At 47.6% G+C, this 26,265-nt stretch carries 23 protein-coding genes and 3 pseudogenes; 9 read left to right on the top strand and 17 right to left on the bottom strand.

What is annotated here, in order from left to right:
* From ELR70_RS12195 to ELR70_RS12165, 7 genes are all read left to right on the top strand, one after another.
* A complete protein-coding gene (locus tag ELR70_RS12195) occupies positions 1 to 432 on the top strand; it encodes a DUF4381 domain-containing protein (RefSeq protein ID WP_082353089.1) in 432 nt (143 codons plus the stop codon).
* Entirely contained in the window at positions 425 to 1,414 is a 990-nt protein-coding gene (locus ELR70_RS12190) for a VWA domain-containing protein (RefSeq protein WP_054013949.1), read from the top strand. The genes ELR70_RS12195 and ELR70_RS12190 overlap by 8 nt, the downstream gene beginning before the upstream one ends.
* The gene (locus ELR70_RS12185; protein WP_054013950.1) at positions 1,411 to 3,318 is read left to right on the top strand and encodes a VWA domain-containing protein; all 1,908 of its coding nucleotides are present in this window, start codon (positions 1,411 to 1,413) and stop codon (positions 3,316 to 3,318) included. Before ELR70_RS12190 ends, ELR70_RS12185 begins: the two co-directional genes overlap by 4 nt.
* A complete protein-coding gene (locus ELR70_RS12180; RefSeq protein WP_054013951.1) occupies positions 3,312 to 4,943 on the top strand; it encodes a BatD family protein in 1,632 nt (543 codons plus the stop codon). The genes ELR70_RS12185 and ELR70_RS12180 overlap by 7 nt, the downstream gene beginning before the upstream one ends.
* 51 nt (positions 4,944 to 4,994) lie before the next feature.
* Entirely contained in the window at positions 4,995 to 5,510 is a 516-nt protein-coding gene (locus ELR70_RS12175) for a sigma-70 family RNA polymerase sigma factor (protein WP_054013952.1), read from the top strand.
* Complete coding sequence (locus tag ELR70_RS12170) at positions 5,510 to 6,241, top strand: DUF3379 family protein (RefSeq protein WP_054013953.1); 732 nt, start codon at positions 5,510 to 5,512, stop codon at positions 6,239 to 6,241. Before ELR70_RS12175 ends, ELR70_RS12170 begins: the two co-directional genes overlap by 1 nt.
* A 294-nt stretch (positions 6,242 to 6,535) precedes the next feature.
* The gene (locus ELR70_RS12165; protein WP_054013954.1) at positions 6,536 to 7,435 is read left to right on the top strand and encodes a TIM44-like domain-containing protein; all 900 of its coding nucleotides are present in this window, start codon (positions 6,536 to 6,538) and stop codon (positions 7,433 to 7,435) included.
* Between the two features lie 44 nt (positions 7,436 to 7,479).
* On the opposite strand, the gene ELR70_RS12160 is transcribed toward ELR70_RS12165, so the two are convergent.
* Positions 7,480 to 9,006, bottom strand: a complete 1,527-nt coding sequence (locus ELR70_RS12160; protein ID WP_054013955.1) for a LytTR family DNA-binding domain-containing protein — start codon at positions 9,004 to 9,006, stop codon at positions 7,480 to 7,482.
* Positions 9,007 to 9,153: 147 nt separating this feature from the next.
* Between ELR70_RS12160 and ELR70_RS12155 the strand changes: the two genes are divergently transcribed.
* A complete protein-coding gene (locus ELR70_RS12155) occupies positions 9,154 to 10,644 on the top strand; it encodes an alpha/beta hydrolase (protein WP_235577049.1) in 1,491 nt (496 codons plus the stop codon).
* A gap of 131 nt (positions 10,645 to 10,775) precedes the next feature.
* Here ELR70_RS12155 and ELR70_RS12150 read toward each other — a convergent pair whose 3' ends face one another.
* Together ELR70_RS12150 and ELR70_RS12145 are read right to left on the bottom strand one after the other, a co-directional pair.
* The gene (locus ELR70_RS12150) at positions 10,776 to 11,186 is read right to left on the bottom strand and encodes an AraC family transcriptional regulator (protein ID WP_164881449.1); all 411 of its coding nucleotides are present in this window, start codon (positions 11,184 to 11,186) and stop codon (positions 10,776 to 10,778) included.
* Positions 11,187 to 11,284: 98 nt separating this feature from the next.
* Positions 11,285 to 11,965: a hypothetical protein gene (locus ELR70_RS12145; RefSeq protein ID WP_128064586.1), complete on the bottom strand. Its 681-nt coding sequence runs from the start codon at positions 11,963 to 11,965 to the stop codon at positions 11,285 to 11,287.
* Positions 11,966 to 12,093: 128 nt separating this feature from the next.
* Here ELR70_RS12145 and ELR70_RS12140 point away from each other — a divergent pair, with 128 nt between their 5' ends.
* Positions 12,094 to 12,798, top strand: a complete 705-nt coding sequence (locus ELR70_RS12140) for a hypothetical protein (protein WP_054013957.1) — start codon at positions 12,094 to 12,096, stop codon at positions 12,796 to 12,798.
* Here the strand turns inward: ELR70_RS12140 and ELR70_RS12135 are convergent.
* The 14 genes and pseudogenes from ELR70_RS12135 to pabC form a co-directional block, all read right to left on the bottom strand.
* A complete protein-coding gene (locus tag ELR70_RS12135; protein WP_054013958.1) occupies positions 12,783 to 13,547 on the bottom strand; it encodes a transporter substrate-binding domain-containing protein in 765 nt (254 codons plus the stop codon). The two genes, ELR70_RS12140 and ELR70_RS12135, sit on opposite strands and share 16 nt — an antisense overlap.
* Positions 13,548 to 13,608: 61 nt before the next feature.
* The gene (locus tag ELR70_RS25405; protein WP_241566377.1) at positions 13,609 to 13,869 is read right to left on the bottom strand and encodes a hypothetical protein; all 261 of its coding nucleotides are present in this window, start codon (positions 13,867 to 13,869) and stop codon (positions 13,609 to 13,611) included.
* Positions 13,870 to 13,913: 44 nt separating this feature from the next.
* Positions 13,914 to 14,618 (bottom strand): substrate-binding domain-containing protein, encoded by a 705-nt coding sequence (locus ELR70_RS12130; RefSeq protein ID WP_241566376.1) that lies wholly within the window; start codon positions 14,616 to 14,618, stop codon positions 13,914 to 13,916.
* A gap of 144 nt (positions 14,619 to 14,762) precedes the next feature.
* Entirely contained in the window at positions 14,763 to 15,152 is a 390-nt protein-coding gene (locus tag ELR70_RS12125) for a hypothetical protein (protein WP_241566375.1), read from the bottom strand.
* Between the two features lie 109 nt (positions 15,153 to 15,261).
* The gene (locus ELR70_RS12120) at positions 15,262 to 15,510 is read right to left on the bottom strand and encodes a hypothetical protein (protein ID WP_054013961.1); all 249 of its coding nucleotides are present in this window, start codon (positions 15,508 to 15,510) and stop codon (positions 15,262 to 15,264) included.
* Position 15,511: 1 nt separating this feature from the next.
* Positions 15,512 to 16,450 (bottom strand): annotated as a pseudogene (locus tag ELR70_RS12115) (ornithine cyclodeaminase family protein).
* Between the two features lie 130 nt (positions 16,451 to 16,580).
* The gene (locus ELR70_RS25850; RefSeq protein ID WP_347232134.1) at positions 16,581 to 17,045 is read right to left on the bottom strand and encodes a M24 family metallopeptidase; all 465 of its coding nucleotides are present in this window, start codon (positions 17,043 to 17,045) and stop codon (positions 16,581 to 16,583) included.
* The gene (locus ELR70_RS25845) at positions 17,042 to 17,533 is read right to left on the bottom strand and encodes an aminopeptidase P family protein (protein WP_347232133.1); all 492 of its coding nucleotides are present in this window, start codon (positions 17,531 to 17,533) and stop codon (positions 17,042 to 17,044) included. The genes ELR70_RS25850 and ELR70_RS25845 overlap by 4 nt, the downstream gene beginning before the upstream one ends.
* Positions 17,530 to 18,494: pseudogene (locus ELR70_RS12105) on the bottom strand (proline racemase family protein). The gene ELR70_RS25845 and the pseudogene ELR70_RS12105 overlap by 4 nt, the downstream one beginning before the upstream one ends.
* A 121-nt stretch (positions 18,495 to 18,615) precedes the next feature.
* Positions 18,616 to 21,619 (bottom strand): annotated as a pseudogene (locus tag ELR70_RS12100) (TonB-dependent receptor).
* Positions 21,620 to 22,121: 502 nt separating this feature from the next.
* Positions 22,122 to 22,271 carry a hypothetical protein gene (locus tag ELR70_RS24870; RefSeq protein ID WP_160317351.1) on the bottom strand — a complete coding sequence of 50 codons (150 nt, stop codon included), beginning with the start codon at positions 22,269 to 22,271 and terminating at the stop codon, positions 22,122 to 22,124.
* A gap of 157 nt (positions 22,272 to 22,428) precedes the next feature.
* Positions 22,429 to 24,291 (bottom strand): DUF885 domain-containing protein, encoded by a 1,863-nt coding sequence (locus tag ELR70_RS12095; protein WP_054013966.1) that lies wholly within the window; start codon positions 24,289 to 24,291, stop codon positions 22,429 to 22,431.
* 116 nt (positions 24,292 to 24,407) lie between these two features.
* Complete coding sequence (mltG, locus tag ELR70_RS12090) at positions 24,408 to 25,421, bottom strand: endolytic transglycosylase MltG (RefSeq protein ID WP_054013967.1); 1,014 nt, start codon at positions 25,419 to 25,421, stop codon at positions 24,408 to 24,410.
* A complete protein-coding gene (gene pabC / locus ELR70_RS12085; protein WP_054013968.1) occupies positions 25,418 to 26,185 on the bottom strand; it encodes an aminodeoxychorismate lyase in 768 nt (255 codons plus the stop codon). The genes mltG and pabC overlap by 4 nt, the downstream gene beginning before the upstream one ends.
* Positions 26,186 to 26,265: the final 80 nt, after the last annotated feature.

Genomic DNA, 26,265 nt, shown 5'->3' with positions numbered 1-26,265 from the left:
ATGATGCAAAACCCACTAGATGCACTCCATGATGTGATCCCGCCCGAGCAGGTGAGCTGGTGGCCGCTGACCCCGGCCAGCTGGGCTGTGATCCTTATCGCGCTGCTCCTCGTGAGTGCCGGTATCTGGCTGGCAGTCAGACACTGGCAGCATAATGCGGCGAAACGAGAAGCCATTAAACTGAGTCAGCAGCATACTCAAGATGCCCTGGCGCTGCATGGCATACTCAAACGGCTGACCCGACATTACTACGGCACTGAACAGGCCGCTCAACCGACAGCACAGTGGTTGCGGTTGTTAAACAAACTCACTCGTCAGCAGTTTAGCCAGCAGGACCTCAGTTCGCTTTACAGCAGTCAACCCACGATTGATTGCAGCAAACTGATGGCGGCTATTAAAACCTTTAAAACCAAAGAGGCCGTGCATGTTTGAACTTGACTGGCCACTGGCCTTACTACTGTTACCCCTGCCCTGGCTGATTGCCCGATTTAAACCAACTGCGGCACAAACTCAGGTCCGCCTGCGGATGCCAGGCTACCAACAGCAAAGTGCAAGCGGGCAAAGCCTTGAACGTCCAAAGCGCAGTGTAAACCTGATCGAAGCCTTGATCTGGCTGTGCCTGGTTGTGGCGCTCAGTGGCCCCAGCTGGCTCGATGATCCAATCACCTTGCCCAATGAAGGACGCGATATCATGCTGGCCGTGGATCTATCGGGCTCAATGACCGAGCAGGACATGGCCTACCAGGGCAAATATGTTGATCGCCTGTCGGTGGTCAAAGCCGTGCTGTCTGACTTCATTGTCGAGCGTCAAGGGGATCGTCTCGGTCTGATTTTGTTTGGTGACACCGCATTTTTGCAGACCCCGCTGACCCGCGACCTGCAAACCGTGAGCCAAATGCTGCTCGAAGCACAAATCGGCCTGGTGGGCCGGGCAACCGCTATTGGCGATGCCATAGGCTTGTCGGTTAAACGCTTCAACCAAAAAGAGCAAAGCAGCCGCATTCTGATCCTCCTGACCGACGGTCAGAATACCGCAGGCAACCTGAGCCCGGAAGAAGCCCTGATCCTGGCCCGTGAAGAAGGCATTAAAATTTACACCGTCGGCGTCGGCTCGGATGGCCGTGGCGGTTTCAGCCTGTTTGGCATGGGCGGAATGACAGGCAGCAGCATAGATGAAAATACCCTGAAACACATTGCCTCAGAAACCGGTGGTGCCTATTTCCGCGCCAAAGATGTGAAAGGCTTGCAACAAATCTACGCTGAACTGGACAAACTGGAACCCATTGCCGATGAGAACCAGACTTTCAGACCCCGCCTGTCACTCTTTTATGTGCCGCTGCTTATTGCACTGGCGCTATGGAGCCTGACTCTGCTCAGTAAAGCAGTCAAACAATTGCGAGTTAAACCACTATGACCGAGTTTATATTTATTCGCCCTACTTTGTTATGGTTACTTATACCCTGGCTACTGCTAACGGGCATGCAATGGCTAAGGCGTCACCGTAGTACAGACGAGGCGCTGATCGCACCTCACCTTGCACAAATAGTACTAGAGGACGGCCCTCGCAAGCAGCGCAAAAGCACGCCCTGGCTGGTCAGTCTGCTCCTGTTATTGAGCATTCTGGCCGCAGCCGGACCCAGCTTTGAAAAGCACACTGTGCCAGTATTCAAAAGCAAACAAGCCCGGGTGCTGGTCATGGATATGTCTTACTCCATGTATGCCACTGACATTCAGCCTAACCGGCTCACTCAGGCGCGCTTTAAAACCCTGGATATGATTGGCCAGTTTACTGAGGGCGACACCGCGCTGGTTGCCTATGCTGGAGACGCATTTGTCGTCTCTCCTTTAACCGATGATGTCAAAACGCTGGAAAACCTGGTACCCAGTCTGAGCCCTGAAATCATGCCCAGTAAAGGTGCCAACGTGTTAGCGGGGCTGGATCAGGCCAAAACTTTGCTGGATCAAGCTGGATATAGTGAAGGGGAAATCATCCTCATCAGTGACGAGGTGGAACAGGACGAGCTGGCAGATATCGCAGACTTGTTAAATGGCACGGGTTACCGACTACACGTTTATGGTATTGGCACGCTAGACGGTGCGCCAATTGGTCTGCCTGAAGGCGGTTTTTTGAAAGACCGCTATGGACAGATTGTGGTCCCTAAACTGTATCCGGAGCGATTATCTGCCCTCGCCTCTCGCCTGGGTGGTCGCTATGCAACCTATACACCCAGCGACAACGACATAAAAACCTTTGCGCCAAGTAAGTTAACCACTCTGAACAGCGATGAGCAGCCAAGTGAAACCCTGTGGCACCTGGACGCAGGTAAGTATCTGCTGTTTGTGATTGTCCCGCTTGCGTTGTGGTTGATGCGCACCCAGCCACTTACTCTGGGTTTATTCGTTGTGGCGTTGTTACAGCCCCAGACTGGATATACTGCAGACTGGACCAACTGGTTTAAAAATCAGGACCAGCAGGCACTGGAATCCTATCAGCAAGGCAACTTTGAGCAGGCGCAGAGCGCTCAGGATCCGTTGCTCAAAGGCACCGCATTATACAAAGCCGGAGAGTATGAACAGGCAGCGGAACAGCTCAAACACACCACATCTGCCACCGGGCAATATAACTATGGTAATGCGCTGGCGAAGTCCGGACAACTGGATCAAGCCATTGCGGCCTATGAGCAGGCCCTGCAACTGGACCCTGATTTAGAACAAGCGAAAGCAAATAAGCAGCTGGTCGAAAATCTCAGGGAACAGCAACAGCAGTCCCAGCAACAAAATGGCGACCAGTCTGATGATCAGGAGCAATCCGGCGACCAGCAAGAAAAGCAGCAAAGTGACCAACAGCAAGAAGGTGAACAGCAGAGCGGGCAACAATCAGGCGAGCAACAGGACCAGCAATCGTCTTCGCAATCTGATCCTGAACAGCAATCTGACGCATCGCAAAGTGACACACAGAACCAGCAAAGTGCTGAGTCTCAGGATCCGTCACAATCAGACAATGACAACGCACCCGAGCTTGCACAATCTGAACAACAAAACGAACAGGAGCAGGAACAGCAAGCTGAACAAACAGCCCAACAAATGCAGCAGGCACAGCAACATTCTCCTGACGATGAAAGTCAACCTGAGGGGACACAGCAAATGATGCAAAGTCGCCCACTGACACCAGAAGAAAAAGAAAAAGCACAGCAACTCGATCAGTTACTTCGTAAAGTGCCAGACGACCCTGCCATCTTGCTGCGCAACAAAATGTTATTGGAATCACAACAACGGGTACGTCAGCGACGCCCGCGAGGAGAAGAAAAATCATGGTAACGCGATTACTGGGATCCGTGATCTTACTTATTACAATGATGCCTGCCTGGGCGGTAGACCAGCTCAGCGCCAGTGTCGACAAAAACCCGGTGCTGGTTGGAGAGTATTTTACCCTGACCATAGAAGCTAACGGCAAAGTATCTGGACAGATGCCTGACACCAGTGCCCTGAGCGCTCAGTTTGTCACCAGCCCTGTCAGTACCAGCTCCCGCACCAGTATCATTAATGGCAGCATGAGCAGTACCACCAGCTGGCAAATGCAGCTGCTGTCTCGCAAAGCCGGGGAATTTACCATCCCCAGTTTTGAGGTTGCAGGTCATCAGTCTCGCCCTATCAAGCTCAAGGTGCTTGCCCGCGAACAGGATGGCGAAACGCAGCAAAATATCTTTATTAAAACCGAGCTAAAACCAGATACATTGCATGTTCAGCAGGCTGCGCTGTTCACTGTTAAGCTGTATCTTGGCCAGGATCTGCTGGATGGTCAGCTCAGCGCGCCACAAATGCAGGATGCACAAATTGCCCAGCTGGGAAAACAAAGTGAGGACTATGAGATAGTCAACGGCCGTCGTTATATGGTCGTGACCCGAGAATATCTGGTACAGCCGCAAAAAAGCGGCACCTTTACACTCGAGCCACCTATCTTTAATGGCCAGATCCGCGAAGGCTACCGTCGGATGGCAGTCTCAGCGATAGGTGAAAGTCTTGAAGTTGAGGTGAAACCTATTCCGGATACCTATTCAGGTGCCTGGTTGCCCAGTGAGTTAGTCAACCTAAGCGAAGAGTGGCAACCAAATGAGCAGACCGTCACTGTTGGGACACCAATCACCCGCACCCTGACATTAACAGCTCTGGGGATCACCAAAGAGCAACTGCCCGATATACAAGTGCCTGATGTCGACGGCTTCAGAACTTACCCGGATGAAACAGATCGAAAACAGATGACGCGCGACGGCCGGGTGATTTCTCAGCTGATAGCCTCTTATGCTTTGTTGCCTCAGACACCTGGCACTTATACATTGCCAGAAATTAAAGTGCCTTGGTTCAATACCGTCATCAACAAAGTACAGTATGCCACCTTGCCATCCAGAACCATTGAGGTAAAAGCCGATCCGAATCAGGTATCGGTCGCCCCTGCGCCCGTCGCCAATACGCCACAACAAACAACAGCTCAGGCTGAGCCACACATTGTGATCCAACCAGCGGATAAAACCTGGCTGGACTGGGCGCTTATTGCATCTGGCTATGTACTGTGGCTTATCACCTTGTTAGTTTGGTTTTTGACTCGCCAATCGTCCAGGGTAGCGCCAACGCAGAGCGATAACACACCCTTTGTGCCAAACGAAGCGCAAGCAATTAAACAAATTAAACACGCCACTCAACACTCAGACCCGGGACAATGCTATCAGGCTCTTAAAGCACTTGCGCGCGCACAAGGCTATGAGCATATCCATGCCTGGCGTCATCAGCTCAGCCATGAGTTGCAAAACGAAATTGCAAAGTTGCAAGGGGCGCTCTATAGTGCCAAACAAGAGAACGTTGACCTGAGCGTGCTATATCAATTGATTGCCGCACATCATAAGCAGGTTAAAAACGCGAAAAAACAGCATCTTGAGCCGTTGTACTAAATTTTCTTCGGTAAGATGAAATAATGTTGCTAGAGACAAGGTCTTATTAGCATGACCACAAAACAAAAACGTTACGAAAGTCTGGTCCAGGTATACAACAAGGAGCTTTATCGCTTTGCTTACTGGTTGTGCCAGGATCCGACCATTGCTGAAGATTTGGTACAGGAAACTTTTTTACGCGCCTGGCGGTCACTGGACGCCCTGCAAGATGACAGCGCAGCCAAATCCTGGTTATTAACCATTTTGCGGCGAGAAAATGCGCGCCGCTTTGAACGCAAACAATTTGATTATGCCGACGTAGAGCAGGACACGCTGATTGATGCAACCAGCGCCTCACCCGACTCGCAGACAGAGCAAATGATGGTCCAAAGACAGATTAGTTTATTGTCACCGGAATATCGTGAGCCGCTGCTGTTACAGGTTGTGATGGGCTGCTCCGGCGAAGAAATAGCACAGATCCTGGAACTCAACAAAAATACCGTGATGACCAGACTATATCGTGCCAGAAACCAATTGAAAGAGGCTTTAACACAAGTGACCGAAACAGCAAAAGGGGCATCAAACTGATGGATGAACTTGAATTTCGCCGCCGCTTGTTTGCCGATCCCAATGATAAGGATGTAATTGCACAGGCAGACACAGATCCGGCCAAACAACGTCTCGTCAAAGAGATGCAGGATTTTGATGCAACGCTTCACAGTGCGCTGGATATTTCAGTGCCTGATGACCTGGCACAAAAAATCCTTGCAAAGCAGCAAGCAGATACAGAGACTTCCAACAAACAAAGTGCCGAAGTAAAGCAGCTGGCCTGGTACCGTCGCTTTAAAGCGCCACTGGCCACGGCTGCTTCAGCCTTATTGGCTGTCTCCTTGTACTTTGCAACCTCAGTTCAGGCGCCATTACATGCGGGCGAACACGCGTTAGAACACGTATATTACGAAGCAGAAGCCCTGGCGTTAACAGATGAAGTTCAGTTGCAGGTTGTCAACGAGAAGCTTGCTATGTTTGGTGGCAAACTGGAATCCATGCCGGGTAAAGTGACCTATGCAACGTTTTGTAACTTTAAAGGGCAGCGCAGTCTGCATTTGATATTTCAGTCGGAGCATGGCCCGGTAACTGTGTTTATTGTGCCCACCGACAGGAATGAAGCCACAGGCACAGACGAGCAGTTTGCAGATGCACGTTTCAGCGGAAGCATCAAGCCAGGAGAAAGAGCAGACACTATTTTAGTGGCTGATCTGAATACCCCGTTGGAGCGTTACGAAACGGCTGTGACAGCATCATTACGCTGGTTGTAAATTTTACTCTCTTTATATACAACAACACCGGGTTTTAACCCGGTGTTGTTGTATTACTGTGTACCCGCCCCATCACTTAAAACAAATAGCTGATGAAAAAGAAGTAACTATCAGCTATTTACGAACAATCAGAAAGATTATTTCGACCTGAACAAAAAAACCATAAAAATTCAATTATTTCAAATATTTAACCCCCATCTTGTGCAACGTAACCTGAACCCACTATTGAAATCGCTTCGCTTCACCACATTGATTAATTACAATGCGTTCAGATCTAAAACTCAGAGGAACACCATGAAACAATTCATTGTTTTAATGACATTAATTGCCGTTTTGGTATCAACCAGTTTCAGTGCAGAAGCACGGAAAAAGTTCGGCAGCAAAAAAAGTGCGGGTAAAACCCACGCAACGAGCACCACGGCACAGAAAAAACAAGTGGACACCAAAACACTGGCACCGAATACTGCCGCAAAGCCTAAATCAAACAAAAAAGGCATTATGGCTGGCGTATTAGGCGGCCTGTTGGCAGGTGGCCTTATCGCTGCAATGATGGGCGATGACTTCGAGGGTTTCCAGTTTATGGAAATGATCTTGTTTGCGATTCTGGCATTCGTACTATTCAAAGTCATTAAATCCTTCATGACTAAACGCCAGCAACCACATATGGCGGGAATGCCTCAAGGTGGTAACTTTGGTGGTGGTAACTTTGGCCAGAATAATGCGGGTCAGGGTCAAAACCAGAGCGCTCAGTTCCGTCAGCAAGCCCAATCAACCACCACGAGCGGTGGCTTTGGTCAGCAGCAGGAGCAAGTACCATTTAATTTGCCAGCTGACTTTGATGTGAACGGCTTCTTACAAGGCGCCCGAGAGCATTATCATACCGTACAAACCGCCTGGAACCAGGCCGATTTTGCCACTCTGGCTGAGTACCTGAGCCCTGAACTGGTCGAAGAGTTTAAACAAGACCGTGCGCAACATGGCGATGTCGCAACAGAAGTGATGTTTGTTGATGCGCAGTTAGTGCGTGCAGAAACCTCACCTGTGGCTTGGGAAGTGAGCGTCATGTTCAAGGGTAAATACCGTGATCTTGGCGATAAGCAGGAAGAACCAATCCACGAGATCTGGCACCTGGAAAGAAAAACACAGGGCGATGCGCCTTGGGTTATTGTCGGTGTGGAAGATCTGATCGACTAAATCGACGTCTGTGCTACCAGAGTGACTTTGCCGGTAGCACAGTTTCATTCAATTGACTCCCTTACCTGAGCAAACAAGCGTCGGCTGACGGGCACCCGCTCACCCTCACAAAGGTATAAAAACGCATAGCCAGCGACTGCTTTATCCTTATTCAATGTAACCTTTCTGACTTTGTCCAAATCAACAAGATAAGATCTGTGTACCTGCATAAATGTAGCCGGCAGTTTGTCTAACAAACTCTTCAGTGAACCTGAATACAATCGCTCACCGCCGCCTTCCAGATTTAGCTCAACATAATCTCCAGCTGCGCGGCACCATATCAACTGTCTAACATCGATACGCTCCGTTGAGCTGCCATAAGTGAGATTGAGATACTGTTTTTCATCTGCTTGATTTAGTTGCGCCAGTTTTACCTGTAATTTAGCAATGGCCTGTTGGTCGATAATGCTCTGGGTCTGAAGCTCACCCAGATGACGAATATGCAATCCCAAAAAACCCCCAAGCAGTGCAGTGACCATGATGTAGAACAACAGGCTGTGAAATGACTGCACGCTCAGTATAGCCGCCAGCAGAAACGCACACAGCATCGCAACGAGTACCAGAGCTTTACTGGTACGGGCCTGATAATAATACCGGCCAGATACCAATATCCCGATAAGTACCGGAAGAGCCACTGCCAGCGTTGTCTTTTGGTCAAATCCAGGGCTAAAAAATACCACAAGCAAGGTGAGGCTCGTACTCAGAGCCAGGATCGTCAGCCGGGTTTTAATAAAGACCTGACAAGAACGTAGCAAGTATGCGAGTAATCCGCAGCCAAAACCCAATGCACACAGTAAGATTAAAATGAGCCTGACGTCATGCATAGGGTAAGGATAACTTATCCAACCGCGCAACTGCTCTAGCGCCAGTTGGACGGCAGCAATGCCAAACAACCAAAGCAATCCTGTCGGGATCTGGGCCCTCAAAGGGCTTAATCTCAGGCCCAGTAAATACAGCACCCCGAGTACAAGCACACACAATACACTCAGTTGAATATGCGGTTCTATCCCAAAGTACTCGGTGCTACTCTGGTACTTACCCAGTGCAGCCAAATGTAATGGTGAAGATAATCGTAACAGGCTCTGATGGGAAGACAGATGCATGACCACCCAGTTTTCACCTTCTTTGATGACATCGGGAGGGACATAAAACCGGGTATCCATGCGCCCGGCAAGTTCTTGCTCACCATCTTGAGCAACACGGCCATTCGTGCCAAGCAATCTACCATTGAGATAAACCTCACTGGAGGCCTTCGCGAACAGATAAAATGCATAAGGGCCTGAGCCTTCTTGCCAATGCTTAGGTAAATGCAATGATGCCTTTAACCAGATAGCCTGCCCCTGTGGATCGCCATTAAAAAATGACTGCGTCTTACAAGTTGGTTCTTCAAAAGTTGGTATCGGCCCACCGCCCGGGCACACCCAAACCTGATGATAGTTTATGTGTGTCCAATCTAGTGCTAACACATTGCCAGACACCAACAGCAGTGCACAGAGTACTGTTCGCAATAATCTACTGTCACGAAATCGCACACCTTCTCCTATTTCGACCGCTGGTCGGCTGAATTCAACCGTTCGTCGATATTACTATTAAAATCAATACATTCGATAGAATATCGCATGATATTTGGTCTCGAACAAGCTTAACTGGCTGCACCTCCAACCAACAAGATCATCATTATGAAAGACATCCGCTATAACAACTTTGACAGCTCTGTGCTGCGCGTACTGCTGCTCCTCATCTTAATCATACCCTTTGGTACAATCAGTCAGGAGCAACACCTATCAGTGTATGAGAATGAACAGGCAATCACATTTAAGACTCAGGATAACCAACAAGTTGCTGCCTTTTCGGGTTTTATTACCGTGCCAGAGAATCGCACTCAGGCAAACAGCCGCACTATTCGTGTTCACTATGTACGATTTCCTGCCACCACTAAGCAACCCGGCAGCCCCATTGTTTATCTGGCCGGCGGCCCGGGAGGGTCTGGAATCAAAACAGCTGAATATGCCAATTTTCGCTTTCCTTTGTTTATGGCCCTGCGCGAATTTGGTGATGTGATAGCACTGGATCAACGCGGTACGGGTAAATCCGATCAGCTTCCCTCTTGTCAGTCAGGCATGTACACCAGCACAGATACGCCACAAACCGATCAGGAAATTGCGCGTCTATATCAGCATGCCGCACTCAAGTGTGCCGCATTCTGGCAGGCAAAAGGTATTGATATCAAAGGGTATACAACCGAGCAAAGTGCAAAAGACCTGGATGACCTCAGACGCCACCTCAAAGCCGAAAAGCTGACTCTCTGGGGGATCAGTTATGGCACTCATCTGGCGCTGGCTGTGACCAAACTGATGCCCAATAAGCTGGACAAACTGGTGCTGGCAAGTGTTGAAGGGCTGGAGCAAACAGTCAAACTGCCGGCTCGGACAAATGCCTACTTTGCCCGGGTGCAGCAGGCTATTAACACTCAGCCTAAAGCAAAGGCGCTGTATCCCGATATTGCCGCACTGATCCGTCGCGTACATGAACGCCTAGAAATATCCCCAATAAAAATACAAGCAATTGATACTGATGGGAAGAAAATAGATTTCTTGTTTCAACGCTGGCATATGCAGCGCCTGGCATCCTCAATGATAGCCGACCCGCACCGAGGCCTGAAACGCTTGTTGGCACTTTATCGGGCTTTGGATATAGGGATCGTTGAACCGCTTCAGCACATCGCAAACAGAGGTTATTTTAGCGATAATCAGATTAGTTTCAGACTCATGCCATTAGTCATGGACATAGCCTCAGGTATCACCCAACAAAGATTGGCACAGGTTAACCAGCAAAGCAAAACAGCCCTGCTTGGCGCCTATTTAAACTTCCCTATGCCACAATTGCAGGGGATCATTGGCGGGCTAGACCTAGGTGATACATTTCGCAAAGCCCCAGTATCCGACGTGCCCACATTAGTGCTGTCGGGCTCATTGGATGGCCGCACCTACCCACACAGTCAGCTGGACGCCGTCCGGAATTTTAGCGATGTGATCCACGTCATCGTCGAAAATGCAGGGCATAACCTGTTTATGTGCTCGCCACAGGTGACGCAAGTGATTAAAACATTTTTAGCAGGTAAATCGGTGCAAACCAGCAGTATCAAAGTGCCGCTAGTAGAATTATATTAAGCTGAGATTTACAGACAAAATATTTCAGTAGCGCTCAATCACAGCAAATGATGTTACTGCGATTGAGCTGCTCATTTGTCAGGCATAACGTACGACGCGGCTAGAGCAAAATATGAAAGCCTTTTGCCATTTTACCTGTCGACACATGCGCCCTTCTTATATTCCCCAGGCGTCATGCCTGTGTGGGTTTTAAATGCCTTATAAAAAGAAGATCGCGCGTTAAAGCCTACTGCCATCGCTATATCCAGCACGGTTTTATCGTTCGCGCGCAGTAGCTCCGTTGCGGCGTCAATCCGGGCTTTATTAACATAGTCAAAAAATGACTGTCCCAATGTCTGATTTAGAGTTTGTGACACATAGTTTGCTGATACTTTCAAATATTCCGCCAGTTTGTAGAGGGTCAGATCCGGCTCCAAATAGAGCTTCTCTGTGACCACAGCATTGTGTATTTTCCTGGCAATGCGATTTGCCTGTTCATCACTCAACGCCGAATGCTGGTATTTGGCTGAAGTCGACCGTTCTGCAGCCTTGTCGCTTAGCACGTTTGACCTTTCCGGCTGTTCAGTAAGATGGTAGATTTTGTCGAACCCAGGCTTCTGCCTCAAGGACCAGTAGAGCAACAGCCAGATAGTCACAGAGGTCAATGTCGCGACTCCCCCTCACGCAAAAACGCAGGCTGTGCACTTAAATCCTGAATAAGGGTCAGCGCCAGCCAGCCCCAGTTAAAAAACATCAGGGTTAGCACAACACCTAGCCAGCCTAGTTCACGCTCTTTGGTACTTGCAAATACCGCGTGTAACTGCCGCCGATAAGTCAGTAAATTACGCCAGGTTTTAACTACATAAACCAGGCTTTGCAACGGCCAGAACAACATAACCGTTATGATCAACCAAACAGTAAGGCGCGCGTCGCTTGCCAGTTCCACGTCACCTTCGGCGAAAAAGATACTAAACAAGGTGCTATCAGAAAGCCGTAACAGACTGACTGACAACACACAGGAGACACAGGCCGGAACAAAATGCCACAGGCTTTGGCGGGAAAAGCGCCAGGGGACTTGTGAAGTCAACCCTCGCGTATAGAGGTAAAAACAAGGAAAAAGTAACAACCAGGCCGGAACAATCGCTGCAATATAAACATAACGCGCTGCGGGAAACTGAGCGAAGATAAGTGGGCCAGATAAGATCACAAACAAAGAAAATAGAAACAGTGCCAGTGCCCGGTAACAATGCCAACGTTGCACTCTGCCAGCCAGTATTGTCAATGCAAGCCCTAATGCCCCGAGTAAAAAGGTATAGACAAACGTAAATTCAGCAACAAACAAAAATTCAACCTTATGATTTTTATACTTATAAATATCAATACTGTCCTAACCTTCAGTATTGGACGACAGCCTATGACTGCCAGTATAAAGTGCATTACCAACACATCGCAATAAACAGGAATAACAAGATGGAACAGATTACATTGACTATGCTGATACATATAATCACAGGAACCTTTGCCATAATTGCAGGGGTTATCGCCATGGCGGTTGCAAAAGGCAAATCCTTACATGCCACGGCAGGTACTTGGTTTGTCTACACTATGCTCACAATGGCGCTCAGCGGCACCTTAATTGCGATATTACAGCCCATGATTATCACTGCTATCGCAGGCATCTACACTGCTTACCTGGTCATTTCCGCGTGGCAGGCAGTCAAGTCAGCGCCGAATACTCGAGGAAAGTTCGATTACGCATTCCCTGTGTGTTCACTGCTGATCATCATCGCCGGTATGTACTATAGTGCTCAGGCAGGCTCCAGCCCGGCTGAAATTAAACATGGCATAAGCGCTTATGATTACTACTTTTTTGTGTTGCTCGCCAGTCTGTCTTTTATTGGTGACGTACGACTTGTGTACTCCAAAGGCCTGAACTCAGCACCACGACTGATACGCCATTTATGGAGAATGTGTTTTGCTTTATTTATATCAGTTGGCTCATTCTTGTCACAAGGCGCAGTAAAAGTCGTGCCGCAGGCACTTATAGACTCAGGTCTGTTAGCAATCCCTGAGCCCTTTATCTTGCTGGTTATTGTTTACTGGTGCTTAAAACTAAGCCTTGGTAACAAAATACGTCAATGGCGAGCCAATCGTACTGCTCAGTCTTCTTCTTGAGACAAATACTGTCGGCATAGTTCAGTTACGACTGCACTTTGCCGACAGTGCTGTGAAATCACCTGATTCTCGGCTTTTTTTATCAGTACAGTCAGCTCACCACTTTGCGTCATGCGCCGTAAAACGTCATCGACTTTGTTAACCCAATGCTGTTGATCTTTGTGGACATAATGATATAGCTCCAACACTCGAAAACTACTCTGATGTGGTACAACATTCTCAATTCCAGCCTGAGCCAGCTTGACTAAGCCGTCGATACGATTGGTCAGTGCAACGTCGGCTAATCCCTTAGAAACGAGATTCAATGCCTGTATTGTGGTGTCTGTGTCCTCTACTTCGGACATCCCTTTAGTGATGTTATTGGTGTGTTTTACACCGCGCACTTTTGCAATTTTATAGTTACTCAAATCCTGTTCACTTTGGAGATCGACATGACTATCACTGCGAACAAAGGCCATGGTCTCTAGTGTGTAATAAGGGGTTGGAACACGAATAGTATGCGGATTTTCATCGCCATAGCTGTAAATGCGCATGATTTCGCCATGCCGCTTTCCGCTGCGCACCAGCTGCTGTGCCCGCTTGCCCGGGTAAGGCGTTATCACAATCGATACATTAAGTTTGCGGTACACCTCAGGTAAGACCAAGCGCCCTACTTCCTGCTCAATCAGATAGTTAATTGATACAAACTGTAAGGGCCCAGCAAACACGTTGTTGCTCCACAATAGCAACAATAACAGGAACTTCTTCATTGGCTTACCGAGCTTTTAAGGTAATGTTTATTCGATTATTTTAGTATCACTAGGGCAAATATCAATGGTTGGTTGTACAAGTTGCAACATTGCCACTATTGCAATAGTGATAATCCAGGTAGTAGTGTGATTGAGCAGGCTTCTTGTCCTGGGTGATAAAATGGTACAGTAACTCAGCCCCCAGGCGTCCCATTTCAAAAGGCTTCTGTCCAATATTGGTTACAGATAAGCCTCGTTGCAGTGCTTTGAGCTGCGTATTTTCCGTATCAGCAGAGATTATCACCCGATTCTTTTTAGCTATTAACGCTTTAAACTGCGCCATCCGGGTTATGTAGTCTGGGTTAAATTGCGCAAACCCAGCGACTGCTAGAAATATGGGGGATTGGGGTACTTCATCATTGTAACTAGTTGATCCAACGCATCAGCTCGTCTTCCCATCGTAAAGAGTGGACAACGGTAGTGCTCGATCCAGCCATTTTCACCAGACATTCTGGTTTTGCTTTGTCCGGACAATGCAAATCGCACACCAGCGATACGTTGGTTTAGATTAGGAGTTGTCTGATGCCCAGACTGCAAGCAGATATATTGTACCGGCTCAGTTTTAAAACGTTTTGCCTCTTCTCCCAGCGCCTTCCCAAAATCAAAATTATTAGTCCCGACATACGCCAGGCGGTATGCCTCATGTTCTTTAAGTAAATCGGAGTCAAAGGTAATGACCGGGATGCCTTTCTTAGCAGCTAGTTTGAGCGCACCATCGACAAGGAACTTTGAATCTGTGGTTGAAATGAGCAGGCCGTCGACACCTTTTTTGATCAGCTCTTTGACTATCAGAACCTGTGTCCTGACATCCTGATAGTCGTCAGCTCCGTCGTAGATACAAGCAACATTGGGATAGTCTCGTGCAAAGTGCACACACCCTTTGTGCGATTGTTGGTAAAAGCTATCGTTTTTGGTCTTTCCAACTACGGCAATATTGATAGATGTGGCAGCATCATAGACGCCAGAGGCTACAGCCTGAAAGCACACAAGCGTGACAAAAAGAAGTGATATCTGAGCAACACGATGGATCATGCAGGTATCTGGTCCGGTAACTGCCTACTTGTTAACAGTGTAACCAAATCACCCTAAAAAACAATCACCTTCATGCCATTAAGACGCTGCATCTAGCTCAAAGGGTGCTGAATATCAGGCACAGTCTTTGAGCCCTCTTGGTAGTTACTTACAACTAAATGCCAAAGTGATCTGATACGGTTCGCCCATAGAATCTTCGGCTATGCCACCACCAATACTCATGGCAGCGCCAACATCATCAACTGCATTCTCACCTAAGATCCACATTGCGGTACCAGCCGCTTCAACTGCCGTTGCTATATTGCGTTTTTGCAAGTATTCCTGCTCTGGCATTGAGCCCATATATGTAATGTTTTCATTTTGAATGTAAGCATGACCACCACCTTGCTCATCACAATAATGATTGGCCTGATCCAGTGCTTCCTTGCCTGCTGCCTCTCTGGTCTCTGCGGTCAAGTTTACATAGTGCTTGCCATCTGCTGAAGGACGAACGTTGTTGTGATGTGCGCAGCCACTTGCAAAGATGGCGACCAAGAGAATGCTATCCAGTTTTTCATGATGTTTACCCTGACTAATATGTATTTATTGAGACAGAGTATATTGAGTATCACCGTGGCATTCAGTGAGAGAATGTTGAAAAATGTTATCTCTGCATCACGCCGTCGCTCGCCGCTAATATCTTGCATGGCTGCCCAGATTTGAAACGTTCATACAATGCATGGTCGAATAAAATCGTATCACTCATTCTCTGATCAGCGTATTGGTAGGTCACCAGCATATGCGCCTGATGACATACCAGCGGATTTATCAGACGCTTATCGCTGACAAGCACTAAATCAATGACCGGGCACTGACGATAATACGGTTTCTCTTTCCTTGAAAGGCGCCACATATTAATAATGCTCCATTACCAGATTGGCAGCAACCAGATCACTCAGTGCTGTGCCTACAGATTTAAACAATGTAATTTCACGGTAATGGCTGCGCAGGTAGCGATTTTCCCGAGCCATATCAGCCAATTCCCCCTCAATCTGTTCAGCCTTAAATACACCTTGTTCTATCGGGATTAGAAGCTCTCCAGCTTCGTTCAAAAACGTTAGCTCTGCTGTCCACAAACACACGACTGGCTAGTAAGGTCGCAGTATCTATTTCCCTTGCATTCTTGTGGTGATTACCTATCACATCAATGTGTGTACCTGGTTTCACCAGCGCCCGTCAAATAGTGGACTATGACTGCCTGTCGCAGTGCAGATAACATCTGCCGAACCAATCACGTCAGCTCGACTTTGACCCAGCTCAAAACTGACCTCTGGAAACATAGTCAGCAATGAAGCCTGAAGGCTTTCTGCTTTGTCTGGATTTCTGGCGATCAACGTGACCTTTTCATAGCCTCTTACAGCCAAGTGTGCGCGAACCATGTAAGGAGCAAGTTTGCCAGAACCAAATATCACCAAGTGTTTTGCATCTTCCCTGGCGAGGTATGATGCTGCCAATGCAGAAACAGCTGCAGTGCGCCACAATGTCACTTGAGTGCCATCCACCAGTGCCAAAGGTTCACCGTGCACACGGTCAAACAACATAATCTTAGAGTATAGGCTGGCTTTGCCTTGGGCTTCGTTGTCGGGGAAATAGGTGAAAGCCTTTACACCAATAACAGTGTCATTCCACGCCGGTAAAACAGCGAATGCATCATGATTATCTGTATTTGTATCCAATTCAAAAACACTGCGCTTAGGCATAGCATGCTCGCTGGCAAATCCGAGTTGAAGCGCTGCAATCAAATTTGGAAATGAGAGCGCCTGATGTACCTGTTCACGGTCAATGATTTTCATAGCCTCTCCTTAGAGTTCGAAACGTTGTGGAGAATGAGTTAGGAGCTCATAGCCAGATTCAGTGATAGCAATATCTTCTTCCAGCCTGACCCCGCCATAGCCAGGGATATAATACCTGGTTCAATGGTGATCACATTACCCGGCTCCAGTTGATAATTAACACCTGGTTTAATGAAAGGCTGCTCATGTAAAAAAGTCCCAGGCCATGACCAAGGCCTTCTCCGGCATACTGTGCAAAATCACTATTCAGCAGCACCGCGTGAGCAGCCTCATTCAACTCCTGACAATCGACCCCAGAACATGCTTGCACCAGCGCTGCCTGCTGAGCTTTTTGAACCGTATCAAACATTGCCCGTTGTCTTGTATTTGGAGTGCCATACACATAGGTCCGTGTCATGTCCGATCGATAGCCGTCGACAACGGCTCCGAAATCAACCAGTATTAAGTCGCCATGTTGGAGTTTCTGCGTTGAAGGACTGCCGTGTGGTAAGGCACTACGTGCCCCAAACAAGAGTATGGTGTCGAACGAAACCCCTTCAGACCCTAACTTTTGCATCCGATAATCTAACTCCAATGCTAAATCACGCTCACTCACCCCTCCTTTATTAAAGGTAAGGTATCTGCCAGTGCCTGATCAGCAATCTGTGCAGCCTGGCGAATGCGGGTAATCTCATATGACGTTTTAATTTGTCGTAATTGCTCAACCAGTCCAAGCGTTGGCGTTAAAACTCGTCCTGAGAGCTCGCCACTGATCTGGTGCCACTGACCAACATCAATATGAGCTGCATCAAACGCCAGTGTCTTTAACTGTCCAGACAAGCGATTCAAACACTGACCCAGGCTTTCAGTATCCCGATGCCTGAGCACGACTTCAGCCTGTTCAGCCTCTTCACTGGCACGCTCAAAATAACGATAATCAGTGATAAGTAAACACTGTTCGTGACTGATCAATAATGTGGCAGCATGACCGCTGAATCCGCACAAATAGCGAATGTTCTCATAACCAAAGACCAACATTGCTTCGTGATCAGATGTAAGGAGCTGACTGCGCAACCTCGTTTGTCGTTGTAAATAATGACTCATCGTAGAATAAATCCATGTTTTAGTGGATCACTGGGATCCAGACAAAATATATGTTTTCCGGTCACATACGCCTCGCCCATCACTTTTGGACGAACCGCCTGATGTCCGTGGTACTGAAAAGTCTCACCAATGCTGGTGCCAAAACCACAACCCAGAAGCCCCTCAATATGAATAACTTCACCCGGGTCAAGTTTTCCCTGCGCTGCCAACAACGCAGCCCTGCCACTCACACCTGTTCCAGTTGGGCTGCGATCCAACGAGCCATCAGCAAAAATACAGACATGACGGCTATGACTACTTGCACCACAAACTTGTGAATTTGAATAGAACACCACACCATACAAAAAACCGAGAGAGGGCTCTTCAGGATGTTCGAGTTCAATCTGACCAATCAGAGCGCGTTTTATTTTTCTGCCCAGAGAAATGATTTCTTCATGGTTTTGTTCGATAAGTTCCAAATCCAGCTGCTCAGCATTCACATAAGCGTAATAAGCACCACCAAATGCAATATCGCAATGAACAGTGAGTTGCGGTGTCAATGTCACTGATACGTTCAGATCACATACAAATGAAGGCACATTTTCAAAGCCCACTACCTTACTATCAGAGTAATAAAATGCGCTAATTTGCCCCGCTGGGTATCCATGTTAATCACCTGTTTTTCTGCGACTCTTGGTCCCAGCGTTCTGGCTAACTCAGTTAGCGCTATCACCGCATGACCGCACATTGTCGAGTAACCTTCGTTGTGCATGAATAACACACCAAATGCGCTATTATCCCTCTCTGGCTCAGTCATCAGTGCACCATACATATCGGCATGTCCGCGAGGCTCAAACATTAATGCCCTGCGTAACTCTTCAAAGTTGCTCTGGCAGTACAAACGTTTCTCTACCAAGCTTTTTCCCTGTGGTTCAGGCCAGCCTGTCAGTATGATACGAAGTGGCTCACCCGCCGTGTGCATGTCCAATGCCTGAACTTGTTGCCAGTGCGACGGTATCTGCCACTGAATTAAGTCTGATTTCATCTTGTCTCCATAACGAAAAGCCGGGCATAAAGCCCGACTGACTAGGGAAAAAGTTCGATTAAAAAGTAAAACGCGCAACCAAAGAAACGTAGCGTTCCTCCTGTCGGCGTGTCACCAACCCATAATCTGGGTTAAGCTCCAGTTCCTGCCCTTCTACAGAGCTGCTGCGAGTTCTGGTTTCGGTGATATCTAAGGCGGCATCATTATTAAGCAGGTTGTAGACAGTAGCCTTAAGCATCAGGTCATGACCTGAGATCTCAGTGTTGTAAGTCAATGACATATCGAGATTTGTCAACCATGGAAGGTTATCAATACTGCCTCGCGGTGCCGGATTGCCGTTTTCATCGTAGTGACTGACATGACCATAACCGCGACTCACACACTTATCCAGGGACTGCCCTTCTTACAGCTGTCCACATCACTCGGGTGTAATGACAAATAGTTCGTAGGACGACCCGAAATAGCACGGGCAACCATGCCTAAGGTAAATTCGTCGGTCAGTTCATAGGCACCAGAAAACTTGAAGGCATGACGGTGATCATTGGGTAAGTCACCGTAACCGTGATCCATCAGATCGGCATAGTCATAAGACGTCGTCCAGCCAGGATCAGCCTGATTATTGTCGGTTTTTACTAACCCTTCAGTGTTGCCATAACTGTGTGACCAGGTGTAAGAGGAATTGATCCTGAAGCGATCAGTAAGGTTACCCTCCAAGGTGAGCTCCAGTGCCAGATACCTGCGTTTAGCCTGCTGCAATGCAAGTTCCTCGCACTGAGCGTAATATCATCGACCTGCCCATCACCGTCGAAGTCATAGCTCAGGGTAATGGCTTCACCGGGATTGTTCAGCACATAGTAGGAACTTTGCCCCACGTTATCCGTGATCCCCAACTCAGCCAGCTTTTTAGCCAATACAGGTGCAACATTAGTATCTTCGACGCTACGCCCTAAATCCCGGTAAATTGCACGGATCCCCAACGCCATGTCACCAAATACCTCCTGCTGATAACCTAATGTAAACTCATCAGAATACATCGGCTTCAGATTGGAAGATGCAATGAGACCTGGCTCCGTGATCCCACGTTGAGTCCAGTAGCGGTCACGAAACTTAGCCCCTCGGCTAGGTGAACCATCGGCCCCAAGAACAGGCGATCCATTGGCATCAACCTGATCCAACGCATAATAGTCATACCACTCGATTGAAGCGGAACCGAGTGTCACGTTCATATTTGCCGATACGGGTTGAAAGTAACGACCATAGGTGGCAAAAATTTTAGCGCTGCCGTCACCGTGCAGATCATAAATGGCCTGTAGTCTTGGCGCGATTTGATTTTTCATATCCACATAGGGGCGACCACCCGGTACAGTGTTTTCAAACTCGCTATATCTCAGCCCTAAGTTCAGCACCAAGTTATCCGTGGCCTGCCAGCTGTCATTGATATAAAACGCCAAAGCAGTTGAATCTGAGTCTACTTCACGGGTACGTACCCGATGTTCAATGTAATCGCTCCCCTGAGGCGCACTAGATAAGTCGCCCTCAGAAGCTGTCATAACCGTCCACCAGCCTTGCGCTTCGCCGATACCATTCTGGCCTTCATAGTAATCGACCTTAATCTTGGCGTAGTCCAGGCCAAAAGATATCGAGTGCAGTTCCAGATCCCAAGTAAAGTCCAGCTTAAACTGATCACGGATAAACTCTTCTTCTGTGATACCGCTGGCGGTGTGCGATGAAACAGTCACAAAACCATCGCGCTCATCCCAGACACCAGGATCGGTTGAAGCCACAACGTTTTCCACATTTTCCGACACCCGACCTAACACAGCGGATATCGAAAAGAAGTCTGTAAGATAACCATTGTAATTTAAGCTGTAGACTTTACCCCCGTCCTCCCCTGGGGCGGCTACGCCCCGGGGATCACCAATCACATTACTTTCTCCGTCATAGGTGTAGGATTGTCTTTCCCAGGTGCGCTTGTTATTCATGGCAGAAAAACCTACGGAATGGTTTTCATTGATAAACCAGTCCAGTTTGGCAAACCAGCGATCTTCTTCACGATCTCGGTCGTTGTAAACGGTTTGCCTTGCCCAGGTATGATTTTCTCTGCGCGGTGCAAGCAAGCCATAAAAGAATAAGGAGTCTTCAATCAGTGCACCACTTGCCCACACCTGAAGCTCTTTAAACGTTTCGCCTGATTGCTTTGTGTTGGTGTCATGCCCCACAACTCCATTACTTTGATATATAGAATCGTGCTGGTCTCTTAAGCTATTGGGATCATAACGCATTTCAACCCCCAATTTAAAATCGTTGTCACCGGACTTAGAGACTGCATTAACGATGCCACCAAGTGCACCTCCAAACTCAGGGCTAACTCCACCAGTTTTAATTTGAGTTTGCGAAATCGCTTCCCAGGGAAGGCGAATGGAACCCAGACCGGTACGAATACTGGTAACATTCAATCCGTTAAAATAGTAGCCATTCTCTGCCGAGGATGAGCCTCCGAAGCTAGATGCACCCTTGAACTCGGAGCCACCGGGTTCAGCAGTTCCGGGCGCCAATAGCGCGATACTCTCAAAGCCAGTATTTACGGGCATAGCTTTGATTTCATCATCTGTGTATGTGACGCCCGCTGTGGAAGATGCCATATCAACGCGGCGAATGGCTGTACCTGATACTGCGATGCGCTCGATACCCGACGCGCCGATGCGATTAAGCTGCGCATCCAGTAATACTGACTGACCGATGCTGACCTGAACCTGCTCTTCGAGCACAGTTTCAAACCCCTCTTTACTGATCGATACCCGATATTGACCGACAGGTAAATTACGTAGAATGTATTCACCCTGTGCATTGGTTCTGACGCTAAATGTCAGTCCTTTTGCTTTGTGTGTAAAGATGAGCTCCACATCACTCAGGTCATTGCCCTGAACACTGACGATACTACCTCTGACCAAACTGTTGCCATCTGCAGCAAATGCAGGTACCGCGCCACCTAAGGCCAGTGCGATTGCACTCGCAGCCAGCGTTCGACGGATCACCTGCGTATTATTTTTATTGTTACGCATTTTTAATTCCTGTTGAGTTCCCATTGATGTTGTGCCTGTAACAGACCTAATCACCCTACAATGAATTTATATTGTATACAATATTTTTTATTCCAAAATATAAAGCTTGTCATCTCAATATTTTCTACTATGCAGCTCAACAGAAACTAACCAAATACAAGACCTGGCTAAGAGTCGACTACAGAAACTGTGATCCGTTTCACAACTCGAATTCTGTGATAACGAGTATTGGGAAGTACTTGAGTAATTAAAGCAACGACTAGAATTGGAAAGCTACTATGTGTCTAATAGTAAGTTCTGTGTTTGTACCGGCTCAGTAAACTAATACTGAGGGGTATTATTGCTTTGTAGTAATAATTTTTGAAGTATCTAATGGGTATTCAATTTGAAAATTCAGATGGGTACTTGTAACTTTGATGAAAGTGAAAGTTTGTCAGTAAACAACCAACACTGTTCAAAAATAGCAGTGCTGGTTGAAGCTTAAATCAATGGGTAGTCTTTATTAATGCTCGTGTCCTTCAGCACCATGACACTCAGCATCGGAGTTTGTGAATGCTAGTCCTCCCGCCACATTTGGCGTCAAATTCTTCTCCAACCCTTTGTTTTCAGTCGCTAGTTTTTTTACTGGCTTTTTCTTTAAGTTAAGTTTCATTTTTAAGTCTCCTTTTAATTAACTCGAGATCACTGTAAACAAAGTTAATATTTAAGTAAACAGAAAAACCAAAAGACCATTAGTTTATGAATAGATTAATAAGGTGAAAATTCCCTTTTCACCAAACTATCAGGTGACAAATAACCACCTCTAACATTTAACTTTGTGATGCGACCCAGCGGTCGACATCGTCTTCCACAATTGCCAGAGGTCTGGCACCTTTCAGTAGGATCACATCATGGAAGGCTTTGATATCAAACTTATCACCCAGCGCCTTGCGGGCTTTATCGCGCAGCTCTACCAGCTTAATCATACCCAACTTATAGCCCAGCGCTTGTCCTGGCCAGGCAATATAACGGTCGATGGCAGCCGTCACATCACTCATAGCAGACCCAGTCGCCTCAGCGAAGTATTCAATCGCCTGCTGACGCGTCCACTGTTTATAGTGAAGCCCGGTGTCGACCACAAGGCGAGCAGCACGATAGGCTTCCGCCTGTAAGCGACCCAAATCACCAAACGGGTCGTTCTCGTACATTCCCATTTCATAGGCGACGAGTTCAGAATACAGCGCCCAGCCCTCAATATATCCATTGAACGAGGCGTTCTGACGCATCAGGCCTATGTCTGTCTGCAGCATGTTCAGCGCAATCTGGAAGTGGTGTCCTGGTACTGCCTCGTGATAAGTCAGTGTTTTCATACCAAAGCTTGGTACAGCTTTCATATCTTTGAGGTTGATGGCAAACACCCCTGGACGACTGCCATCCAGTGACGGTCCGCTGTAATAGCCTCCTGGTGCACCCGCTTCGACTTCTTGTGGAATTCGGCGCACTTCTACTTTTTGGGGCGGCAAAGTTGAAAAGTATTGCGGTGCTTTTTTATTGATGGTCTCAATTTCTCCACGCAAGAAAGTCAGCAATGCCTCACGACCCGTATCACTGTCTTCGTATAAAAAGCGTGGTTCATCATTTAGCTGCTTCATACGATCACCCACGGAGCCCGTGGTGTAACCATTTTCGCGTAAGATCTCGTCCATTCGCTCAGTGATCCGTTTGACTTCAGCAAGCCCGATATCATGGATCTGCTGTGCACTTAGATCTGAATCAGCGAGGTAGGTAATTTCATGCTGGTAGAAGGCTTCACCACCGGGTTGAGCCCAGATCCCGACTTTTTCTGGTGCTTTTTCTTGTAACACTTTAAGGTCGGCAATCACACGGCGGTATGCAGGATAAATCTTTTGGTCAACCAATATTGTAGCCGCATTAACGAGCTCGGTACGCTGTGCTTTCGGTATTGACTCAACTTTTGATAACTTGGCGTCAAATGAAGTAACCAATGGGTGTTTTTCACCGGAATGCGCAGTAAAGTTATTCAAATAACCAAAGGTATTTGGAAACAGGACTTTAGGCAAAATAATGCCTTTCTTAGCATCATCTGCTAACTTATCTCTTACTTGATCTGTCAGTGTTGCAAACGCTTCCAGCCTGGTCAGATAGTTTTGCGCATCCTGCAGATTTTCAACATTGTGCTGATCTTTCAGCAGGTTTGGAATATCGACTAACGGCCCGGAAAGCTGATTGACAATATAAGGTAAATGGCCGCCCCAGGTATCTATATAACCGCCACTAAATTGCGCATCACCAGCGTAGTAACGCGCCAGTACTTCGTTCACACGCAAGTGTAGGCGATCATCTTCGCTCATTTTTTGCGACTGCAGGCGTTTTAATTTTTCTGCGGCATTATTCATATCAATTTGCAGTGCCTGCATACCTGATGCAGAGTAATCAGGTAGCCTGTCGGCATAGCTGCCGTATTGATCTGCGGATAACTTTAACGAAGTTGCCAGTGCAGGCTGATGATTAATGAAAGTTTGTGTATATGTATCAACTTGCTTATCGATGTCAGCACGTGACAAAGAGGCGGTAGTCGTTTTCTCTGAGTCGGTGTGATTGATCCGACTTTCCTGAGCACACCCCGACAGAGCGATCGCTACTGCGAGTGTGAGCGCGTTCAACTTATTCATTACAGAGCTCCAGTTTTTATTATACGTGTAGTGTTATGATGCTGGTATATCATATTTGCCTACAATATACAGCCGCTTGCGACCACTCTTTGAGAATCGCTGCTTTTTTGGCTTACTCAGCCACTTTGTTTGTTCAGGATGTAACGTTGTACCGCCTGGTTGTGCTCTCGTAAGGACTTTGAGAAATAATGGCTGCCATCGCCTTTGGATACAAAATACAGATAATCTGTTCGCGCTGGCTGAGTTGCAGCCTTGATAGCATCCAATGACGGCATGGCAATAGGAGTAGGCGGTAACCCATTTATTCTATAGGTATTATAGGGCGTATATTCACGCAAATCGCGACGCTTGATGTCACCGTCAAAACGCTCACCCAACCCATAAATGACTGTCGGATCCGTTTGCAATCGCATCTTCCGGTTCAAGCGGTTTACAAATACAGAGGCAATAACCGGACGCTCCTCCGCCTTGCCAGTTTCCTTTTCGATGATGGATGCCAGGATCAGTGCCTCGTATGCTGAATTGATAGGCAGGTCCCCTAACCGTTGTTGCCATGCAAGTGTCAGTTGCAGTTGCATACGCTCGCTGGCACGTTTAATCAGGGCTGACGCTTTGCTGTGAGCGTGATAATGATAAGTCTCGGGGTATAACCACCCTTCTGGATGAAAAGCTCTTTCTTCAGACAGCTCCTCTGTATCAACCTGAATGTACTTCGCCATATCCGTTTCGCTCAGGTCAAAATGGATAAATGGCGCTTCTTTTAGGTTTGCCAGCACCTGCTTAAAAGTTTGCCCTTCGATTATAGTAAACATGAAGTCGGCCTGCACCCCGGTGCTCAACTTTGACAACGCCTCAAGTACACCTAACCCTTGCAATTCGTAGACACCGGCTTTGACTTTTACCCGCTCGGGAAATATTTTGCCGTAAACCTGGTACGGTAAACAGCTTTCAATCCAGCCCTGACGCTGCCAGCGCTGGCAAATTGCTACAAAGCTGTCGCCCCGCTTAACTTCAAAATAGCGGGTATCGCTGCGAAGTGGCGCCTCGTTATACTCTGAAATGAAATACGCAGCTGCCAGTACACTGATGAGCATTCCCGACAACAGAAGTAAAATCAGCTTTTTGATCATAATGTAACCATTAGCTCCCCGGCCAGAGCCTTGGCTTTGTCTATGCAGTAATGATAGGTATCAATCTGGTGCACTGGCACCAGACCCATCAGGCTATTACACAAATATACAGCATCAGCTGCATAAACAGATTCAAGACTCAGGGAAGTCGTTGTAATGGGGTTATACTGTTGCAAGCTTGAAAGATACACGCCCTGGATCCCACACAGAGACAAATCGGGCGTATACCAGTGCTTGTCTTTACAGATCAGAATATTGGCTGCAGAACTCTCGATGACCATACCCTGTAAGTCCATAACAAGTACATCATCCGTAGTTTTGCTGGCAGCATTTTGCTTGATCAGCACCTGCTCCAGGCGGTTCAGGGTTTTCAGTCCGGCTAATATAGGCTGGTGGCCAAGACGCACGTCAGATTTAGCCAGCGAAATCCCGTCTTCACGCCAGCGGTTATAATGAGCAGGATAGGCTGTTAACGACACCACAATTGTTATCTGAGGCTCTTCTGGCAGTCCATAGCCCCTACCGCCTTCTCCGCGGGTTATGACCACTTTAAGCACGCCCTCATTAGTATCCCGGGCTGCACACTCGCACTGCTCTGTCAGCGCCCTGAGGTCTAACTCAGGGAAGTATAAAGCGCTTGCGCACTGCGCAAGGCGTTTTAAATGGCCTTCCCATCGCTCCAGTTGACCTGCTGAAATCTTGACCGTTGTAAAAAAGCCATCGCCATAATTCAGGCCACGATCCCGACTGCTTACCTGCTGCATTACTTTTTACCACACCAAATAGATTGACCCAACTGTATCATATCCACTGTTCAGACGGTGCCATATGGGCATAAAAAAAC

It is taken from the genome of Pseudoalteromonas sp. R3, assembly GCF_004014715.1.
Taxonomy (GTDB): Bacteria; Pseudomonadota; Gammaproteobacteria; order Enterobacterales; family Alteromonadaceae; genus Pseudoalteromonas.
The sequence above is the reverse complement of the archived record's forward strand: the minus strand, read 5'-3'. Positions and strand labels throughout refer to the sequence as shown.

Bases quoted from the DNA above. Each gene is read 5' to 3' on its own strand.
- pabC (WP_054013968.1), bottom strand. From the start codon at position 26,185: ATGCAGCAGGTAAGCAGTCGGGATCGTGGCCTGAATTATGGCGATGGC.
- ELR70_RS12135 (WP_054013958.1), bottom strand. From the start codon at position 13,547: ATGAAGAAGTTCCTGTTATTGTTGCTATTGTGGAGCAACAACGTGTTT.
- ELR70_RS25845 (WP_347232133.1), bottom strand. From the start codon at position 17,533: ATGAGTCATTATTTACAACGACAAACGAGGTTGCGCAGTCAGCTCCTT.
- ELR70_RS12130 (WP_241566376.1), bottom strand. From the start codon at position 14,618: ATGATCCATCGTGTTGCTCAGATATCACTTCTTTTTGTCACGCTTGTG.
- ELR70_RS12140 (WP_054013957.1), top strand. From the start codon at position 12,094: ATGGAACAGATTACATTGACTATGCTGATACATATAATCACAGGAACC.
- ELR70_RS12170 (WP_054013953.1), top strand. From the start codon at position 5,510: ATGGATGAACTTGAATTTCGCCGCCGCTTGTTTGCCGATCCCAATGAT.
- ELR70_RS12155 (WP_235577049.1), top strand. From the start codon at position 9,154: ATGAAAGACATCCGCTATAACAACTTTGACAGCTCTGTGCTGCGCGTA.
- ELR70_RS25405 (WP_241566377.1), bottom strand. From the start codon at position 13,869: ATGGCGCAGTTTAAAGCGTTAATAGCTAAAAAGAATCGGGTGATAATC.
- ELR70_RS24870 (WP_160317351.1), bottom strand. From the start codon at position 22,271: ATGAAACTTAACTTAAAGAAAAAGCCAGTAAAAAAACTAGCGACTGAA.
- ELR70_RS12180 (WP_054013951.1), top strand. From the start codon at position 3,312: ATGGTAACGCGATTACTGGGATCCGTGATCTTACTTATTACAATGATG.
- ELR70_RS12185 (WP_054013950.1), top strand. From the start codon at position 1,411: ATGACCGAGTTTATATTTATTCGCCCTACTTTGTTATGGTTACTTATA.
- ELR70_RS12120 (WP_054013961.1), bottom strand. From the start codon at position 15,510: ATGTGGCGCCTTTCAAGGAAAGAGAAACCGTATTATCGTCAGTGCCCG.
- ELR70_RS12175 (WP_054013952.1), top strand. From the start codon at position 4,995: ATGACCACAAAACAAAAACGTTACGAAAGTCTGGTCCAGGTATACAAC.
- ELR70_RS12095 (WP_054013966.1), bottom strand. From the start codon at position 24,291: ATGAATAAGTTGAACGCGCTCACACTCGCAGTAGCGATCGCTCTGTCG.
- ELR70_RS12195 (WP_082353089.1), top strand. From the start codon at position 1: ATGATGCAAAACCCACTAGATGCACTCCATGATGTGATCCCGCCCGAG.
- ELR70_RS12165 (WP_054013954.1), top strand. From the start codon at position 6,536: ATGAAACAATTCATTGTTTTAATGACATTAATTGCCGTTTTGGTATCA.
- ELR70_RS12190 (WP_054013949.1), top strand. From the start codon at position 425: ATGTTTGAACTTGACTGGCCACTGGCCTTACTACTGTTACCCCTGCCC.
- mltG (WP_054013967.1), bottom strand. From the start codon at position 25,421: ATGATCAAAAAGCTGATTTTACTTCTGTTGTCGGGAATGCTCATCAGT.